18 protein-coding genes are annotated in these 19,351 nt (G+C 37.8%); all 18 read left to right on the top strand.

What is annotated here, in order from left to right; translation table 11 throughout:
• Positions 1–42: 42 nt before the first annotated feature.
• The 18 genes from KA713_01125 (at position 43) to KA713_01040 (ending at position 19,273) form a co-directional block, all read left to right on the top strand.
• Positions 43–348 (top strand): helix-turn-helix transcriptional regulator, encoded by a 306-nt coding sequence (locus KA713_01125; protein ID UXE67236.1) that lies wholly within the window; start codon positions 43–45, stop codon positions 346–348.
• Entirely contained in the window at positions 345–2,183 is a 1,839-nt protein-coding gene (locus tag KA713_01120; protein ID UXE67235.1) for an AAA family ATPase, read from the top strand. Before KA713_01125 ends, KA713_01120 begins: the two co-directional genes overlap by 4 nt.
• A 4-nt stretch (positions 2,184–2,187) precedes the next feature.
• Positions 2,188–3,783: a site-specific DNA-methyltransferase gene (locus KA713_01115; protein UXE67234.1), complete on the top strand. Its 1,596-nt coding sequence runs from the start codon at positions 2,188–2,190 to the stop codon at positions 3,781–3,783.
• A complete protein-coding gene (locus tag KA713_01110; protein ID UXE67233.1) occupies positions 3,780–6,293 on the top strand; it encodes a DEAD/DEAH box helicase family protein in 2,514 nt (837 codons plus the stop codon). The genes KA713_01115 and KA713_01110 overlap by 4 nt, the downstream gene beginning before the upstream one ends.
• Positions 6,290–6,682 (top strand): hypothetical protein, encoded by a 393-nt coding sequence (locus tag KA713_01105; protein ID UXE67232.1) that lies wholly within the window; start codon positions 6,290–6,292, stop codon positions 6,680–6,682. The genes KA713_01110 and KA713_01105 overlap by 4 nt, the downstream gene beginning before the upstream one ends.
• Positions 6,672–7,232, top strand: coding sequence for a hypothetical protein (locus tag KA713_01100; GenBank protein UXE67231.1), 561 nt, complete (start codon positions 6,672–6,674; stop codon positions 7,230–7,232). The genes KA713_01105 and KA713_01100 overlap by 11 nt, the downstream gene beginning before the upstream one ends.
• A 159-nt stretch (positions 7,233–7,391) precedes the next feature.
• The gene (locus KA713_01095) at positions 7,392–7,961 is read left to right on the top strand and encodes a hypothetical protein (protein UXE67230.1); all 570 of its coding nucleotides are present in this window, start codon (positions 7,392–7,394) and stop codon (positions 7,959–7,961) included.
• 172 nt (positions 7,962–8,133) lie between these two features.
• Positions 8,134–9,021: a DUF1669 domain-containing protein gene (locus tag KA713_01090; protein UXE67229.1), complete on the top strand. Its 888-nt coding sequence runs from the start codon at positions 8,134–8,136 to the stop codon at positions 9,019–9,021.
• A gap of 164 nt (positions 9,022–9,185) precedes the next feature.
• Positions 9,186–9,740, top strand: a complete 555-nt coding sequence (locus KA713_01085) for a DUF3096 domain-containing protein (protein ID UXE67228.1) — start codon at positions 9,186–9,188, stop codon at positions 9,738–9,740.
• Positions 9,741–9,896: 156 nt separating this feature from the next.
• Complete coding sequence (locus tag KA713_01080; protein UXE67227.1) at positions 9,897–10,700, top strand: alpha/beta fold hydrolase; 804 nt, start codon at positions 9,897–9,899, stop codon at positions 10,698–10,700.
• A gap of 169 nt (positions 10,701–10,869) precedes the next feature.
• On the top strand, positions 10,870–11,307 hold the full coding sequence (locus KA713_01075; GenBank protein UXE67226.1) for a DUF2752 domain-containing protein: 438 nt from the start codon (positions 10,870–10,872) through the stop codon (positions 11,305–11,307).
• A 12-nt stretch (positions 11,308–11,319) separates the two neighbouring features.
• Complete coding sequence (locus KA713_01070; GenBank protein ID UXE67225.1) at positions 11,320–11,484, top strand: DUF2367 domain-containing protein; 165 nt, start codon at positions 11,320–11,322, stop codon at positions 11,482–11,484.
• A gap of 91 nt (positions 11,485–11,575) precedes the next feature.
• Complete coding sequence (locus KA713_01065) at positions 11,576–13,273, top strand: hypothetical protein (protein ID UXE67224.1); 1,698 nt, start codon at positions 11,576–11,578, stop codon at positions 13,271–13,273.
• Positions 13,274–13,468: 195 nt separating this feature from the next.
• The gene (locus KA713_01060) at positions 13,469–13,990 is read left to right on the top strand and encodes a hypothetical protein (protein ID UXE67223.1); all 522 of its coding nucleotides are present in this window, start codon (positions 13,469–13,471) and stop codon (positions 13,988–13,990) included.
• 340 nt (positions 13,991–14,330) lie between these two features.
• Positions 14,331–14,933, top strand: a complete 603-nt coding sequence (locus KA713_01055; protein ID UXE67222.1) for a hypothetical protein — start codon at positions 14,331–14,333, stop codon at positions 14,931–14,933.
• Positions 14,934–15,568: 635 nt separating this feature from the next.
• Positions 15,569–17,350: an ABC transporter permease gene (locus KA713_01050; protein ID UXE67221.1), complete on the top strand. Its 1,782-nt coding sequence runs from the start codon at positions 15,569–15,571 to the stop codon at positions 17,348–17,350.
• A gap of 34 nt (positions 17,351–17,384) precedes the next feature.
• Positions 17,385–18,707: an IS1380 family transposase gene (locus tag KA713_01045; protein UXE67220.1), complete on the top strand. Its 1,323-nt coding sequence runs from the start codon at positions 17,385–17,387 to the stop codon at positions 18,705–18,707.
• 62 nt (positions 18,708–18,769) lie between these two features.
• Positions 18,770–19,273 (top strand): hypothetical protein, encoded by a 504-nt coding sequence (locus tag KA713_01040; GenBank protein UXE67219.1) that lies wholly within the window; start codon positions 18,770–18,772, stop codon positions 19,271–19,273.
• Positions 19,274–19,351: the final 78 nt, after the last annotated feature.

The following is a 19,351-nucleotide window of genomic DNA, read 5'->3' as shown; positions in this document are numbered from 1 at the left end:
TTTATATTTTTGACACGAATAGTCAAAACACTTTTGTTCAAAATGGACAACTTAGGAGAAACGATAAGAAAACTACGAGAAGAAAAGGAATTACCCTTGCGGACAGTTGCTGCATTTCTCGACATAGACCAAGCTATTTTAAGCAAAATAGAACGAGGACAAAGAAATGCGACCCGAGAACAGGTTGTGAAACTTGCAGAGTATTTTAAAATTAAAGAAAGTGATTTACTTGTTTCTTGGCTTTCGGACAAGTTGGTTTATGAAGTAGCAGATGAACAAGTGGCTTTAAAAGCATTGCAGGTAGCAGAAGAAAAAGTAAAGTATCAAAAAAGTAAAAGCAAAAAATGATTTTAAGAAAAGCAATCATAAGTAATTACAGGGGAATTAACGGTTCAATCACCGTTAATTTCGACTTGTTTAATTGCATCGTAGGACAAAATGATGCTGGAAAATCTACTATTCTTAAAGCAATAGATGCTTCCCTCAACGAAACAAATCTTACAAGGTCAGATTATAATGTTCAAGCAACAGAAAATATTATTTCTGTTGAACTCTTCTTTGATTGTCAAAACGAACAATACTTACTTGGTGAAGAAATACCGACAACTATTGAAGCCGAAGAATTAACTAATCAAGACAATCATTTAGTTTGGAAAAAAACTTGGAACGTTACAGATACAAATGTTGCTAAACCGAAGACTTCAATCGTTAGAAAAAAATACAACGGAACAAGCGATTTTATTTTTAAAACAGAACAACAATTAATTGCTCAATGCACTGCAAACGCAATTGCAACTGCAAAAGGTAACGGTGATGCTTTTAATAATGTAGAAAAACGAGAGAAGTTAAGGGAATTCAACCAACAAAATAATGTTGCCTTTACTTACGAATACGAAGAAATACCAAGTTCAGGAACAACAAAACTAAAAGCGATTGGTGATGCCATTAAAAAAGCATTGCCATCATTCCAATATTTTAAAGCAGACACTTCCCTTTCTGATACAGATGCAACAATTCAGAAATATTTTAAGGATATGGCGTTTAAGCTAATCCAAGATGAAGTTGATACTGACGAAATGGAAGAAACCATTAAAACTCAACTTGGCGGTGTGCTTCAAAAAGTAACTGATAAAATTAATGACGTTTTAAAATCAACTGAAAGAGTTGAACCGAAGGTTGAATTTGATTGGAGCAAATTAATTTCAACATCTTTTGTTAGCACTGCAAACGGTAATAACATTCCGTTAAGCTCCAGAGGTGATGGTTTCAGAAGAATAACAATGATGTCTTACTTTGAGTATTTAGCCGAAACTCAAAGGACAAACGGAACACAACAAATTATTTTCGGTTTTGAAGAACCCGAAACATTTTTACATCCATCTGCCCAAGACAGTTTATTTGATAAATTGAATTTGCTAACCGACAACGGTTATCAAGTAATTACATCAACACATTCGCCAACCATTGTTGGTAATACAAAACGGAATAACATCATTCACATTTCTAAACCTGCCAATGTTTACACGGTTAATCAAACTGGTATTGATTACAAGGAACTGGCAAAAGATTTAGGAATAAAGCCCGACAACACATTTACTCCTTTGTTTTCAACTTCACGACTTTTATTTCTTGTTGAGGGTATTGATGATGCAAATGCAATGCATCACAAAGCCAACCTTTACAAACAAAACGGTTTAATTCCACATATTTTTGAGGAATTAAGTATAAACATAATTCCAATTGGTGGTTGTGGTGGCGTAAAACATTGGGTTAATCTTGACCTTTTTACAAAACTTGAAAAACCTTTTTTCATCTTTCTTGATAGCGATAAAGACAATGCAGTAGCCGTTTCGCCAAACGAAACAAACCTTGTTGATTATGGCTTAACAAATGGAACTGATTTTGCAATTTCTCAAAAGCGACTTTTAGAAAACTATATCCATCCAACGGCATTGCAAAGACTTGTTCCTGGCTCTGTTATTACTTACACAGATTTTGACCACGCTAAAAACTTTTGCAAAAGCTATCCTGACAGCGGAATTAGAGGACATTTAGGTGGAAGCAAAGTTGCTGAACATCATTATTGCAATTTAACTTTCGATGAATTGCGAATGACTTGGTTTGATGGAACAAACGATGAATTTATAAATCTTTACAACACAATAATTGCTAAACTGAATTAACGATATGCCAACAATACATTTTAAAGGAAAAACATTTGTGCAAAACCACCATTTGGCGGTTAAGTATCATCAATTGTTGCCAAAAAAAGAATTGAGTTTGACGGACAAAGTTTCTTTGCACGACAACTTAATTATACAAGGCGATAACCTTAAAGCTTTGAAGGCATTACTTCCGACTTATGCAGGGAAAGTTAAATGTGTTTGCATCGACCCGCCATATAATACAGGAAACGAAAATTGGAAATACAATGACAATGTAAATAGTCCAATGATGCAAGAATGGCTCGGCTCAACAGTCGATAAAGAAGATTTAACAAGGCACGACAAATGGCTTTGCTTAATGATGCCACGCCTTAAACTATTAAGAGAACTGATGAGTGAGGATGGTGCAATATTTATTTTTTGTGATGATAACGAACAACATCGTTTAAGACTTCTAATGGATGAACTTTTCGGAGAAACGAATTTTGTCGCAAATGTTATTTGGCAGCATAGCATTCAAGGTAAAGGATATTCTGAAAAGTTTTCAGTTCACCACAATCATTTAATTATTTATCAAAAATCAGAAGATTTTGCTTTATCAACATTAGAAAGAACAGAGGAAAACAACAAAAACTACTCTAATCCCGATAAAGACCCAAATGGAGATTGGAGAACTGGTGATATTAGAAATGCTTTATACCGTCCTAATTTAATTTATGATGTAAAAACTCCAAGTGGAAAAATTATCAAACCTTCTGCAAATGGTTGGCGATTTAGCAAGGAAACAATGGACAAGAAAATTGCAGCCAAGCAAGTTGTCTTTAATGCTGACGAAACAAGATTAATTCTTAAAATATATTTAAAAGATGTTCAGGGCAGGGTTCCTGAAACCATTTGGTTTGGAAAAGACGTAGGCACAACAAGAGATGGGAAAAGTGTATTGAAAGAACTATTTGGTGGCGAAGCTCCATTTGAGACACCAAAACCAGTAGAAATAATAAAACAAATAATCAAAATTTCAACGGAAGAAAATGACTTAGTTCTCGACAGCTTTTCGGGTTCTGGAACAACTGGTCACGCAGTCTTAGAGCTGAATAAGGAAGAAGGTAGTAACCGACAATTTATTTTGGTTGAACAAGAAGATTACGCAAATACAATAACTGCCGAAAGAATTAGAAAAGTCATAAAAGGAGTAAAAACAGCTAAAAACGAACTTCTAAAAAAGGGAACTGCTGGGTCTTTCAGTTATTTTGAACTTGGTAATACTATTGAAATGGAAAGTTTGCTGAAAGGCAAAAATCTACCTTCGTTTACCGAGTTTGCCCGATACTTATTTTACACAGCAACTGGCGAAGAATTCAATGAAAAATCGGTAAATGAAAAAACTGGCTTCATTGGTGAAAGTAAAAATTACGAAGCCTATTTATTCTACAAAGCAGACATTGACTGGTTAAAGAAAAATGCTTTGACATTGGAACTTTGTAAATCGTTGCCAAAATTTAAAAACAAACAGCGTTTAGTTTTTGCTCCTGCAAAATATGTTGACGACCATACTTTGCTTGATTTCCGAATTGATTTTTGCCAATTGCCTTACGAAATTTATAGAATTCAAAAATGAGACTAAAGCACTATCAGGAAAAGGTTTTAAAAGAACTGAAAGAGTATTTAGTTTCTCTTTCAGAATTCAATGTCAAATACGAAAAGGCTTTGGAGTTTGATGCTGATATGGCAAAGGATTACAACTTTCCCAAAAGAGCATACGAACAAGCCACAGGCAGAGCAATTTATCATTCTAAAACCAATGGTTTACAAGAACCATTGCCCGACATTTATTTGAAAGTGCCAACTGGTGGCGGTAAAACTTTATTGGCTTGCCACGCTATTGACAACATTCAAAAGACATTTCTAAAAAAACAAACTGGTTTGGTGTTGTGGATTGTTCCGTCAACTCAAATTTATCGTCAAACTATTTTAGCACTCAAAAATAGAGAGCATCCGTACAGGCAAATTTTAGACATTTCAAGTGGTGGCAGAACCTTAATCAAAGAGAAAAACGAAATGTTTAATCGTTTGGATATAGATGAACATTTGGTTGTGTTGATGTTAATGTTGCCTTCGGCAAATCGTCAAAATAAAGACACTCTAAAGGTTTTCAGAGACCAAGGTGGGTTTACAGACTTTTTTCCAAGAGAAGATGATTTTGAAGGACATAAAAAACTAAAAGAACTCATTCCGAATTTGGATTGCTTCACAACAGAAATGGAAGTTTTTGGAACGCAAATAAAAACTTCGCTTGGTAATACTTTAAAAGTTTTGCGTCCACTTGTTGTAATTGATGAAGGACATAGAGCTTACGGAGAATTGGCAAGAAACACAGTAAGAAATTTCAACCCTTCGTTTATACTTGAACTTTCGGCTACTCCCCCGCCAAACAGCAATGAGTTGGTAAAAATTACAGGGCGTGAATTGCACGAAGAGGAAATGATTAAGTTGGATATTCACTTAACCAACAAAACAAGTTTAGATTGGCAAGACACGTTATTGGCAAGCTATGAAAAACGAAACGAGTTAGAAAAGAAAGCCAAAGAATACGAGGGTAACACAGGTGAATATATTCGACCAATTTGTTTGATACAAGTTGAGAGAACAGGAAAAGACCAGAGAGATAAAAAGTTTATTCACGCAGAAGATGCGAAAGAATATTTAATTAAAAAATGTAATGTCCCTAAAAGTCATATTGCCATTAAGAGTAGCGAAAAAGACGACATTGAAGGAATAAACTTATTTGCGAATGATTGTGATATACGCTACATCATAACCAAACAAGCCTTACAAGAAGGTTGGGATTGTTCATTTGCTTATATTCTTACAGTTCTTACAAATCCATCATCAGCAACAGGAATAACACAGTTGGTTGGTCGTATTTTAAGACAACCTTTTGCACGTAAAACCAAAATTCGGGAATTGGATGAATGTTATGTTTATACTTTCCGTCAAAATGCAAGCACTTTGGTAAGAGAAATAAAATCAGGACTGGAAGATGAAGGCTTGGGCGACATTGCAGGAAGAATTGTAAGTGATGATGGTGGCACAGACACAGGCGGTTTAAAGGAAAGAGAAATAAAATATCGTGATGGCTTCAAAAAATTCGAAGGCAAAATTTATCTTCCAAAATTCGTAATTCAAGAAAAGGAAAGTTGGCGTGATATGAATTTTGAGATAGATATTTTAAGTGCCATTGATTGGGAAAGCATCAACATTGATGAACTTAAAAATCTATCCTTACAAAACAAAATAAACAAAGAACAAGAAATTGTTTTAGGACTTAGCAATGAAGAAAAGGAATTGCTAAAGGCAAGTTATGGTGCTGAAAAATCAGGCACTTTAGAAATTGATGAAGTGTTTTTGACAAGACAAATTACAGACATCGTTCCAAATCCTTGGCATTGTTTCCAACTCGGAGAAAAGGCAATAAAAATGCTTTTAAAAAAATATGACCGTGAAACAGTTGCAACAAATTTTGTTTTTGTAATTGAAGAACTTAAAAAGATTTTAGACAAAGAACGCAATCGTTTAGCGGAACAGGTTTTCAGACAAATGGTAGAGAAAAAGAAACTCTGTTTCTTCCTTATCACAGACAAAGGCGGTTTTGTGTTGCCATCAAGAATTAAAGTAAAAAGCAACAAACAATTGGTTCGTGCAGACAATACACCAATTCAAAAATCATTGTTCGACTATGTTCCCGAAGAGAACATTAACGACCTTGAAAAATCAGTTGCTATATATCTTGACGAGCAAGAAAAATTATTGTGGTGGTATCGCAATATGAGCCGACAAGACTATCATATACAAGGTTGGAAGCGGAATAAAATATATCCTGACTTTGTTGCAACAGACAAACAGGAAGCAAAGGACGATTACGGAACAGTTTACGTTTTGGAGACAAAAGGAATTCACTTAAAAAATGAGGACACTAAATACAAACAAGATGTATTTGCGTTTTGTAACGAACTTGGTGCAAAGAAGGCTTGGAAAGAGTTGTTTGACGAATTTCCAGACCACGACTTTGAATTTCAAGTAGTGTTTGAGGATGAGTGGCAAAACAAAATAAATCAATTAATGCAATGACAGGCAGCCCACACTTACAAGCACATTTGCAATTCGCACAAGCCAACGCAAGACCAAAAATTGCAAAAGAGCTTGTAAGTCACCTGACCAAGAAAAATTATTTTTTAAAATCTCCTTCCCTTCTAAAATTTTTTAAAACCGCGACCGCACAGCCGACACAAAAGACAGCGAAAGCCACGACAGATAAGGACTACAGCAACCCGACAGACAGAACGCCAGCTGGTAACACGGGTTTGGCAAAAGTGGCGGTTCAGTGCTCCGCAGACACATTTGTGGTTAATCAAAGTTTTGTTCTCCGCATCAACATTTGTGGTGAAAATCGCCACCTTCGCCAAGCCCGAAAACGTTGTGTGCCATTGCTCTACAAAATATTAACTCATGGACATTAGAGAAATAATAGAGCGACAGCGACAGACATATTTGAAACAGTTGACAAAATTCTATTCGGATCGTACGACTGGAGCCAAAGAGATTTTACTTGAACTTAACGGAGACGAAAAAGAAAGGACTTTCAAACTATACAGACTTGACTACTATGAACAAGTTGAAGGAGAAGGAAAGCCGAGAGAGTTTGGGGCTGACACTTACCTCAATCACCAACCGACAAAATACAAATTCGGACAATTGAGTATTGAATTAAATCCATTCTTTTGGCATGGTTGCGACTTCGTCTTCAATCAAGAACTAACCGACATTGACTGGCTACTAAGCTGGGCAAAGAAGTGGATTGACGAAGAAGATAAAAAACCGACAGGCACAAACGGACTTTCTGGTGTAATCCACAACGTGACTCGCCCGGCATCGACAACTGACAATGAAACTAAATTCTCGGTGGACTTTGGTTCAGCCGACACGGACTCAGTTATGGAACTAATTGAGACAATTGAGAAGCAAGGAATTAAAAAACTAAAAATTGGTTCATTTGAAATGATTGGGTGACCGCAACGGCACACAACAAAAGCTTATTGCAAGCGGGCGGGACTGTGCGTCATTGAAGTTTGTAGTTCTTTATTTACCTTTATCTCGTTGGACAGGGCGAAGGTTTTAATTGCCCGCCAGCAATAAGCTAAACGTTAGCGGCAATGCTCGATGAGACCGATGAAAAAGATGATTGACAAAATAAAATACCACAGGGACAAGAAAAAATACTTTAAAGTTCAACGACAAGTTTCAAAAGACGTTTTTGAAAAAAGTCATGGATATATTGTTGGTTTTTCAAAAGATTTTATTCTACTAAACGACAGTGACGACTTTGAACTAGACGGATATTCAATTTTCCCCATCAAGACCATTGCAGACATTCAATTCAAAAACACAGATAAGCATTATGACAAAATAATGCATCTAGAAGGTTTGACAGATAGGGTTGTTAAAAAACACAAAATTGATTTGACCAATTGGACATCCATCTTTAAGTCAATCAGGCTTTTAGGTTTAAACCCAATTGTTGAGAATGAAGACCCAAGTGACGAATCATTTGACGTTGGACCAATAACAAAAGTTACCAAGACTTCCGTTTATGTTCGTTACTTTGACTCACAAGGCTACTTGGACAAAGAGCCAACCAAAATACCGTTTAACTTAATAACTATTGTAAAGTTTGACGGGAGATATACAAACACAATGAGTAAATATTTAAGAGAAAGAAAAACAGGGACGAAGAGATAGATACGGCTGACGAGGTCGCACTACCGCTAACAATAGCTTGTGGCAAGCGGGCGGGACTGTGCGTCATTGAAGTGTGTAGTTCTTTTTTTATCTTTATAACGGTGGACAGGGAGAAGGTTTTTATTTGCCCGCCTGCCACAAGCCAAACGTTGGCGGTAATATTTCAAAAAAGATGACGGTTCACTTTAGACAAATTTGTAGACACCTGATTAACGAACTCTCGGACTCGAAAGAGAAAGTTTCAATTGCGGTGGCTTGGTTTACGAATGACAACATTTTGGACTATTTGATGACCATGCTTGAAAGGAAGATTAAAGTTGAATTGATTGTGGTGAATGACAGAATCAATAACAGAGAAACGGGACTTGACTTTAATAAATTCATCAAACAAGGCGGAAAATTTTATTTTGCCGACAGTTCTTCACTAATGCATCATAAGTTTGCAATAATTGACGACAAAAAAATTGTTTCGGGTTCTTACAATTGGACTTACAATGCTGAATTCAGAAATGACGAAAATTTAATAATGAGTAATGACCAAGAACTTGTCAAATGTTTTATTCAAGAGTTCGACAAACTAAAATCGAAATCTGAGCATCAAAAGGACAAAATAACGATTCAACCAAAAATTAATATTGAGAGTGACATTAATGTATTTATAAAGACTGACTTGATAAATAAATCAAAGACGCAAGAGAGAAAGGGGAATTTAAAGGAGTCACTTGACACTTTGAAAAAAGTCGAACAATTGTACACCTCAGACTCAGACGTAAAGGAAAGAATAAGTGAAATACAAAATAAAATAGAGAATCCAATCTATCATTATCATGTTGAGGACGGTCAATTTTCATTTGACTTCCGCGACAAGAAGCTGATTGGTGAAGAGGGGAAAGTCGTTAGGACAGAAGACTTAGTAGGTGACGACAGGCAAATTTATATTCTATCAATTGACGGTTTTTATGTTGAATGCATAGGAAACATTGAAAGAGAATTTCCTGTGACACAGGAGGAACACCAACGACTAAAGGACTTTTATATCGCGACAAATAGTGGTGACTGAAATACTACCGCCAACAAAATGTTTGCGCAATGGTGCGTTGACGTGTAGCCCAAAGTTTATATCTTCGTTCCACGTTTTTGTGTCGGGGACAGGACGCGGCTTCGAAACCGCACCACTGCGCAAACACAAACGTTGTGTGCAAGCCCTTTTGACAGATAAGTTACATGGACAAGAACGTCACTTACGACAATAACGATGCGAATCTATCAAATATTGAGATTTTAGATTCTGAAAGAGAACTAAGATTGACTCTTTATCTGACGCTTTATAAACGACTAGAGACATTCTTTGCCAAAAGAAATATAAAGATCACACGGGACACAGAATTAAAAACAATTTTAAGTGCTAAGACTATTCAAACCGACTGGGAAGAATTGAATAGTATTGGGTTGCCAATGCCGATGATGAAAATGCCTAAGTTTCTTAACTACATCGTTGCATTTTACTTGGTTTGTGTTTCTTTATTGGTCTTTACTTTGGTGACAAAGTACTTTCGTTTTATGGTCGTACTTTGGGATCTTCCGATAATTGGAATTATTATCACGTTGACAGGCATACCGATTTCATATTTCATGTTTATTTTCAAAAGGAACAGACTTCCCTGCGACACGGTTGACGAACTTATTGAATACATTATTTCTATACATTGGACAGATTTGATAAAGGACGACAACAGACTTATCAAAGAATTCTTAAGACAAGAAACTAGTTTAAGTTGACGGGCCAGCACACAACAATGTATTTGCGTCAAGCGGGGTTGACGCGTAATCCAACGCTTTCGTATCTTTAGTGCGTTCGTTGCCGGGGACAAGGCGTGGCTTCGGAAGCCCCGCTCGAACGCAAATACTCACGTTAGCGGCAAGCAAGGCTTCGATATGAGAAAAGTGTTAACAATTATATTTGGAATAGGAATCATAAGCTACCTCGGACTGTACTTCTATTTCTATTCAACACAAGGGGACAGGTTTAATAAATCTGTTAAATTACCATCGGACTTTAAATTCAAGTTTGACGAACCTTTCGAAGAACTAAATTTTAAATCAAAAGACGGTGGACAAATAAATTCGCTGTTTTTTAAGAGGGACAGCTCACGTGGAGTAATCTGCTTTTGGAAAGGCAATGGTGGGACTCTTGACAGGTGGGGACTTATGGCTCCAATGTTTTTAAAATGCAACTACGACATAATTATTACCGACTACAGACAACACGGAAAGAGCACGGGAGAAATTACGCTCGACAATTTCTATTCCGACTCTCAAACAGTATATGATTTTTTAAAATCGAAATACCCAGAAAACAAAATAGTAATTGTTGGTTACTCACTTGGGACAAGCATTGCATCGCATCTGGCCATCGATAACAACCCCTTGATGACAATATTGATAGAACCTCGGGAGAACTTTGTCGACAAGTACCTGGACGCGTTTTTTCTTCCGCTTCCGAAAATTAACAAGTTCTTGTTTAGGACTGATCTAGATATTCCGAAAACAAAAAGTGAAATCGCTATTATTTCTGGGACAAAGAGTGATCTTCACCCAGACGCCCTCGAACTTAAAAAATTATTGAAACCAGACGACCAATATTTTGACATAAAAGGAGCGACACATCAAACTATTTTAGGGGACGAAGAATTTGAAAAAATAATTTACGACCTACTAAATAGGACTGCCAGCCGCTAACAAAAGCTTATTGCAAGCGGGCGGGACTGTGCGTCATTGAAGTTTGCGGTTCTTTATTTATCTTTATCTCGTTGGACAGGGCGCAGGTTTTAATTGCCCGCCAGCAATAAGCTAAACGTTGTAGGCCATACCCAAACAGTGACTTAAAACACGTTGACTCAAAATTTCAATGGACATTAAAATAGTTCCTCGAACACTGATGCCAAAACATAGCGATTGGACAACTGGGCATCACCTGAATGTTATAATCTCTCATACTTTTTTAATCTTGATTATTTTTTTGTTTTCGCGGACCCTACCACAGATAATAAATTCACTCCCACATTTTTGCTTAATTAAACACTTTCTGGGTTTCGACTGTATTGGCTGTGGTGTGACAAGAGGTTTGATAAGCATGGGGCGACTGGACTTAGTAAGTGCGTTTGAATACAATCCAGCAAGTGTATTAATAATTATTGCAATCGTAATCAAGATACCAATAGGGTTGATTGCCTTGCAGGACATGGCGAAATCTAAAACTCTATTTTTTGTTTCCACTAAAATTAATATAATTGTCACAGTAAGTATGTTTGTAGCGTATTTATTAAACCTCATTACCAACCTATAAACCAATTTAAAAATGGCTGTCATCTCGTGCCCAAAATGTTCTAAACCAGTTACAAAAGGTGGATACCACACTTGGCAAATTATTGTAGCGATTTGTTTTTTCCCAATTGGCCTGCTGGCATTATTGGCAAGCAGGAAGCCAAATAATTGTTTTTCATGCGGGTTCATTTGGGAATAAAACCTTCAATTACGTTAAATAGTCCTCTGATCGCTTTACCCGTAAAGCAATCAGAGGTTTTCTGACTCTTGGGTGTAAATATGAAATCATTATGCAGCTAAAGGAAACAGTGACAATTGAGAACCCTTTTAAGAATACAGGAAAACTTTGGATAATATTCTCTGCTCTTGGACTAATCGGAGGTGTGATTTTATTATTAATGACAAAAGGAGATTTCCAAAATCTTAGATTAAGTTTGATGAGCCAAGATGGACAACAAATTGTTCCCGCAGGGAAATTCCTACTAAAACTATTTAGTGGCATAACGTTACTAGGACTCGGAGTAAAGTATCTGAGAGTTTCTCTATCTGCGTTGTTTAAATATGACCCTGACAAAAAATTGACAGAAAATTTAGCTAAAGAAGTACAAGAGGAACGTGACCAGATATACTACGTATATAGTGCAGGTTCATTGTTCAAGATTCTACAATCAAAAATTTTGGAACTCATTAAGCCGACAACGTTAATTGAAAACATAACAACAAGAATATTTACCGGCCTGAAAAATTTGCCTCCTAGATATTTCAACGTTTCCCAGAATTTTTTAAATTCCATTGTTTCCTCTACCGCTCCCTTTTTGATCTTACTTATTGCCTTATTCTTTAACTACCTTGAAATCATAGATATTTTTTCCGGTAACAGGTTTGAATGGATAATGCTACTAATCACAATTTCGGTCTTGTTTTCATGGAGTCCGTTTAGCCCAATTACGAATAATGACAAGATAAATCAAAAGGCAATAGTCTTATCATTATGTTCCATAGGGACATTACTAATTGTCAGGACGACATACATGAATTACGAACTACCAGAAATATCAGGAAGCGTATTCTTCGTAGCATTCATTTTTACCGCACTAAGTGCCGGAATATTTTACGCATTTTTTTTTCTATTGAAGAGAAGAATTGAAATTGAGGGGACAAATGACAGTATTACGGTCTTGAAAGAAGATTTTGACCTCGACATACATCCAGACGAAATTCATCGAATAATTTCGAGGCGAATGATTGATTTAGGAAACTCAAATCTAATAAATAGAATCTATTACGACCAGTACATAGCAGATCAAGGTGCATTCAAAATGACAATGATGCATGAAACACAGCCTATTCCTCGTTACACGATAAAAGACTCTGTTTTAACTCACAGCGCAAACCGCCTTTCACAGATTGGTTTTATTGGTGCAAGCGTTGGATTAATTCTCTTACTAATCTTGACAGGCATATCGACAACATTTGTTGGCCTACTGCTATCAACAGTTGCAACATTAGGAATTATAAACTTTGGACTAAAACTGATTCATCTAAGTAACTTATTTCTATCTGAATTTCTTTTTGAATCGACACTAACTACAGTTGTTGGAAACGGAGAATACAAATCCTCACAAGTAACAGCAGGACGAGGGATTCATGATAATGTTGAATCCAAAAACGAAGTGACAAGAGCAAGTATTTCGTTACAACTTGCAAGTACACAAATTGTATCTGTTAGTTTTATGCAAATCGGACAATCCAATCCATTCGATCATACGCCACGCTATATCGTATCATTGGACAAAGACGATGAGACCGTTGCATATTTGACAAAGTCATTAGCGGAACATATTTCAGGTAAATCTCAAATTGCAGGAATATCAAATAGTCGAGACATTAACAACATAAAAAACTTATCGAATTTAACTAAGCCACCAGTTAAAGAGACAAATCTCCTCGACAACGATATTGACGACTTAAAGTTAAACGATAATTAACGGCTGACGAACGGTACGGCCTACAACAAAGTGTATAAAACATGGCTGGGGTTCAGTGTAAATTGTAGTTTAGTTTTTCAAATCACTTTTGGTCACGTGGGACAGGACACCGCTTCGAAAACCCAGCCACGTTTCATACACAAACGTTGGCTGCCATACTGTGGGACTCGACAAAACGACTAAACAATTTTGACAATGGAAACTATAACTTGGAAAAATTCGGACCTGAAAGGAAACACTTTTGACTTCGAAATTGGTAATCAATTATTGGGGACACTGACTCTATTGAGCCCGTTGAGTTCTAACGCAAGCTTTGACAGTGAGAAGGAACAAATAAGATTTAGTAGAGTTGGTTTTTGGGACAACAAAGTTATCTTGAAAAGGAACAATGAGTTCGTAGGAGAAATTGGTAATAGACTCGTGGGACAGACATTCCTAAAACTTAAAAGTGGTAAGACTTACAAGCTTTCGTCAAACTTAATCGGACGCAACTTAAAATGGATTGACTCGCAAGGAGTTCCCGTTGTAGAGTATTCTTTTGCGACTTTAAAATCAATGAGAAAAGGTTTTATCGTGACGAGCAACGCAATTGACGCAGACGAAAAGGATATTCTTATCAGTAGCGGACTAATCGCAGGTTGGTTTAACGCATATCGTTTGACTATTGGACTACTTTTTGTTGCTCTAATCTTGAACCTAATACCAAGACTAGTTTAAGTACGGCAGCCAACAATATATTTGCGCCAGGCGGGGTTGACGTGTAGTTCAAAGTTTTGTTATCTTTATTGCGCTTCGTGCTGGGGACAAGACGCAGTTCCAAATTCCCGCCCGCTCGCAAATATTCACGTTATGGGTAATGCCGCCTGACAGCCCGCGGAGTTGCCTTGCCCCCGCGGACGGACACGTGCCAACGCACATGCAAGGCAAGCCAGCGCACGGGACATACCAGACGCGCATTGGCACATTTGCTTGCCGCGCAATGCCACGCGACACCAAAGCAAGCAAAAGAGCCAACCTTTGCAGACGCACATAAAAGACAGATAACACGTGACAATAGATGGACATAATAACTGAACATGAGGCAAAGGACAAAATTCTAAAGTTCCTAGTTGACAACAGGGAGAAAGGAGTTCCTATTTCTTCATATAGAATTTGGGAGCAAGTATATCCCGACCAAAAACAGCAAATTCTGTATGCTGTTCTAAAAACACTTTTGTATAAAGACATTGTTACATCGCACATCAGAAGCGATGAAATAAGAAACTTTGAGGTATTCTTTGAGGCAACCGACTTGACGGAAATGTTTTTAAACCAAGGAGGCTTTACTAAAGAATTTGAGGAACAGCAAAAAGAAAGAAATGAACAAGTGCATATTGACCAATTGAACAAACGGGTTCTCCTAGCTGAGGTCAAGATAAAAGAGTTTGAAAAATCTACAGGTAGAAAATTGATCATTTGGAGTTTTGTTCTTGCTGTTCTATCTTTTTTAATCTCTGTTGCATCGATTTTAAACGGTCTTCGAGAATCCGCATCTCCATCCCCCTCTCCAAAATCATTCGCTCTTCCTGGCGACTCTTTAAAACAAAGGATAGAGTTATTTGAGAAGCGGTTACGGACATTAGAACAATCAAAAAACCAAGACACCACAAGTACAAATTGAATTTTCCTTTTATGGATTTTAATTTAACATTCACATACGATAAGGGGTCCTCTTTTACATTTAAATACAATAGGTGATCCTCATCGGCACCAATGGCAATGCCACGCTTGCGACCGCTCGACCAAAGCATTGCCATCCGTGCCTTAAATTTGTGCAAGGCGGCACTAACCCATAACACCATGTTTGCGCAATGGCTGGGTAAATCGTTAATCATAGTTTTGTTTTTCATAGTTTGTTTTTATTTCGTTCGACAATTATTTACTTTTAAATCCAGCCACTGACGCAAACATTTGCACGTTATGCACAATGCCGCGGGACAGAGTAGCGACCCACGTTGGCACTTTTGCTTGCCGCACTTTCCACCGCGACACCAAAGCAAGCAAAAGAGCCAACCTTCCCAACCTCGACCTCGAATTAGAATGGCGGACATGAGAAACATTTATGTAATCGGACAATTGGATTCCAATTACGGACATCCATCAGGAGAAATTATTCTAAATTGTTGACCTAGATCGTTTGGCCTCATTGTTGACAACGAAACACTGAACACAAGCCTAAATACTATGATCCGACATGCTTTGATTCTTTCATTCAGAAACTTTAAACGTTATAAGAGCTCATTTATCATCAACGTAGTGGGACTCTCAATTGGTCTTGCTTCCGTCCTTCTAATTTACATTTGGACATCTAATGAGTTGTCGACAGACAGATTTCATGAAAAGGATGACCGTTTGTATCAGGTTATGAGAAATGTTACAGAAGACAAAAATGACATTGTAACTTTTGACAATAATTCAGATTTTTTAGCGCCAGCCTTAAAAGAAGAATTGCCAGAGATAGAGAATATCGTTCCTGTCTCAGAGACAATTCCAAACGGGTTATTATCTACTGACGAAAAAAGCATTAAAGCAAAGGGACAATTTGCTGGAAAAGACTTTTTTAACATATTTTCATTTCAACTTACACATGGAGATAAAGATCATGTCCTTGATGATAAATACTCAATTGTTATATCAAATGAAGTAGCTAAGAATCTATTTGGGTCAGTTGAAAACTCTATGGGAAAATCGATAATTCTCAATGAAGAACAATTTGGTGACACGTACATTATCAGTGGCTGCTTTAAAAAAAGTAGAGAATCATCAGAATCTTTTGATTTCATAGGAACTAATGAAATGTTTTTGGAAAAGAATGCAATGGATGCCCATTGGGACAGTAATACTGTTCATACTTATCTCACTTTAAAGGAGGGTGTTGATGTGGTACAGTTCGATGCCAAAATAAAGGACTTCGTAAAGGAAAAATTCAAAGCGCAATATGGAACAGCGAATTTGAAGTGGGTCGGCCAGCTTTTTCTCCGACCATATTCAGACAAATACCTTTTCAATCATTATGAAAATGGAGTACAAACCGGTGGACGAATTTCCTACGTCATAATTTTCTCTATAGTTGGACTATTTATCCTGCTAATAGCATGTATTAATTTCATGAATTTATCTACAGCCCGTGCATCCAGACGGTTGAAAGAGGTAGGCATAAAAAAGGTTGTTGGGGCAGACAGGAAAGCATTAATTTTTCAATACATGGGAGAATCCATGGTGTTGACATTTTTGTCCATGATTGTAGCACTTTCTATTGCCTTCTCGTTGCTTCCACAGTTTAATTTGATGGCTGGCAAAGACCTTACTATTAACTGGGACTGGAAACTGTTATGCGGTATCTTGGTTATAATCCTAACTACAGGACTTATATCTGGCAGCTATCCAGCTCTATATCTTTCAGGATTCAAACCTTCCGAAGTTTTAAAAGGTAAATTGAATACTACACTTGGAGAAGTATTGGCTAGAAGAGGATTGGTGATATTCCAATTCTGCATATCAACTCTTTTAATTATTTCCGTTTTGATTGCTTACAAACAAATCAATTTCGTACAATCCAAAAACCTAGGATATAACAAAGACAATATCATCTCATTTAAACGGCAAGGAGGATTGAACGTGAATTTACCATCGTTCATCAACGCTGCAAAGAATATCCCAGGTGTAATCAATGCATCTGATATGGAAGGCGATTTGTTGGAGAACCACGGTGAGGGTGGCGGTATTGATTGGGAAGGAAAAACACAAAGGGTCGAATTTGCGACCCTTGAGGTTGATCACGATTTAATAGAGATAATGGGTGTGCCAATAATTGAAGGGCGTTCATTTTCCCCTAATTTTAGCTCTGACAGTTCAGCAGTGATCTTCAATGAGACAGCGATTAAAGCAATGGGACTTGAAGATCCAATAGGTAAAACCGTCAAGCGATGGGGCAAACAAGTACACATTATTGGCATCGTTAAAGATTTTCACTTCGAATCATTATATGAAAAGGTAATGCCTTTCTTTTTTTCTTATTCAACCCAGATTTTGCAGTAGAATGAAATAGTGACAAGGTGTCTTATATTTGAATATGGAACACCACTATACCGATAAATTAGTAACAGCGTGGGGCGGGATGAAAGAGATGAAAATATTGATTGACCAAACTGGGATCAGCAAGAAGTTGGCCGAGCTTGGTTTGCCTGAGAGCAAGAGTAACAACCGGATAGATGCCGTGGGTATAATAGAGAGTTTTTGGGTGGGCATCTGGATTGGTTGCTTTCGTTTTAGTCACACAGCGGTGGTGCGGGTTGATGAAGTGTTGCGCCAGATATTTGGATGGAAGCGGGTTGCTTCGGGGACCACCTTCGGGCGTTTCTTTAAAAAGTTTACGCCCTCAATGAACCACCAAATTTTCATTGAACTGTACACGTGGTTTTTTGAGCAGATCCAATTCGACAATTACACGTTGGATATGGACAGCAGTGTGATCACCCGTTACGGGGAACAGGAAGGCAGCAAAAAAGGGTACAACCCCAAGAAGCCTGGCCGTGGCAGCCATCATCCCTTGTTTGCTTTTGTCAATGACATACGCATGGTGGCCAATTGCTGGAACCGCAGCGGCAATACAGGGAGCAACAGCAACTGCATCCATTTTTTAGAAGAGACCTTTGCCATCCTCAAAAACAAAACAGTAGGGTTGTTCAGGGCCGATAGTGGGTTTTGTACCGGTACAGTCTTGGATTTCATTGAGCAGAGAAATATCCCCTACGTCATTGCCTGTAAGCTGTATGCCAATTTACAAGCCAGCATTTATGGTATCACCCAATGGAATGCGATAGGCGAAGGCTTATGGGTATCGGAAATAAACTACCAGCAAGGCGGCTGGGGCAAAGCCCGTAGGATTGTGGTCATCAAACAAAGTGAAGAAATCAGGGCCAGGGCAACGGGTAAGAAGCTCAAGACATTATTCAGCAGCGTGGGCATAGCGGACGAAAAAGTGTACCGCAAAAGGTACCATGCCTTTGTCACTAACCAAGCCCTGCCGGCAACAGAAATATGGGAACAATATAAGCGCAGGGGTGATGCCGAAAACAGGATCAAGGAGTTGAAAGAAGATTTCGGTACAGAAGGCTTTTGCATGGATAGTTTTTGTGCTACTGAAACAGCTATGCGCTTTGTGATGGTAGCCTATAATTTGATGAGCCTGTTCCGCCAAATAACCCATCAAAAACAGCCACAGCCCAAGCTTTCCACATTAAGGTTCAACTGCTTTGCAGTTGGAAGTTGGGTGGAGCAGGAAGCCCAAAAATGGGTACTGAAAATGTCCGTCCCACTCAAAAGAAGGCAATGGTATGATGGATTATTCTCAAATGTCCAAAAAATAAACCTGCCACTAAGTCTGACTGGATAGTTCTACTGCAAAATCTGGGTTCAAACAAAGGGGACAATGTTATTATCAAAATACAATCTGGAATGGAAAGGGAAGCTATTGCCAAAATAGAGGACCTTTATCATAGTTTCAATTCGGGAATACCATTCGAATATAGGTTTCTAGATGATTCCTATGAGGCATTATACAGGTCTGAGCAACGAGTTGCAAATTTGGCCTTATACTTTGCAGGAATTGCAATACTTATATCATGTCTGGGACTATACGGGATTGTCTCATTCACAGCAGAAAGACGAACCAAGGAAATTGGGATTCGAAAAATTCTGGGTTCGACTGAATTCGGTATTGTCTATTTACTTTCCGTTGACTTTACTAAAATGGTTTTGACATCAGTGATCATTGCGTTGCCCATTGGCTATTTTTTATCAAAAGCATGGTTGGACAAATTTGCCTATCGGATATCTTTGGAATGGTGGTATTTCATTGTTGCTGGCTTAGTTGCTTTGTTTATTACATGGCTTACGGTCGGTTCGCAAGCGTTCAGAGCAGCGAGGGTAAACCCGACAAAGAGTTTGCGTTCTGAATAACCACACCAATGCCAGTGCCACACATGCCGACACTCAACCAAAGCACTGGCATCCGTGTGGTTTAGGTACGGTGACTGC

Source organism: Chryseotalea sp. WA131a (assembly GCA_025370075.1).
Classification (GTDB): Bacteria; Bacteroidota; Bacteroidia; order Cytophagales; family Cyclobacteriaceae; genus ELB16-189.
This window is presented reverse-complemented; position numbering and strand designations above follow the sequence as displayed.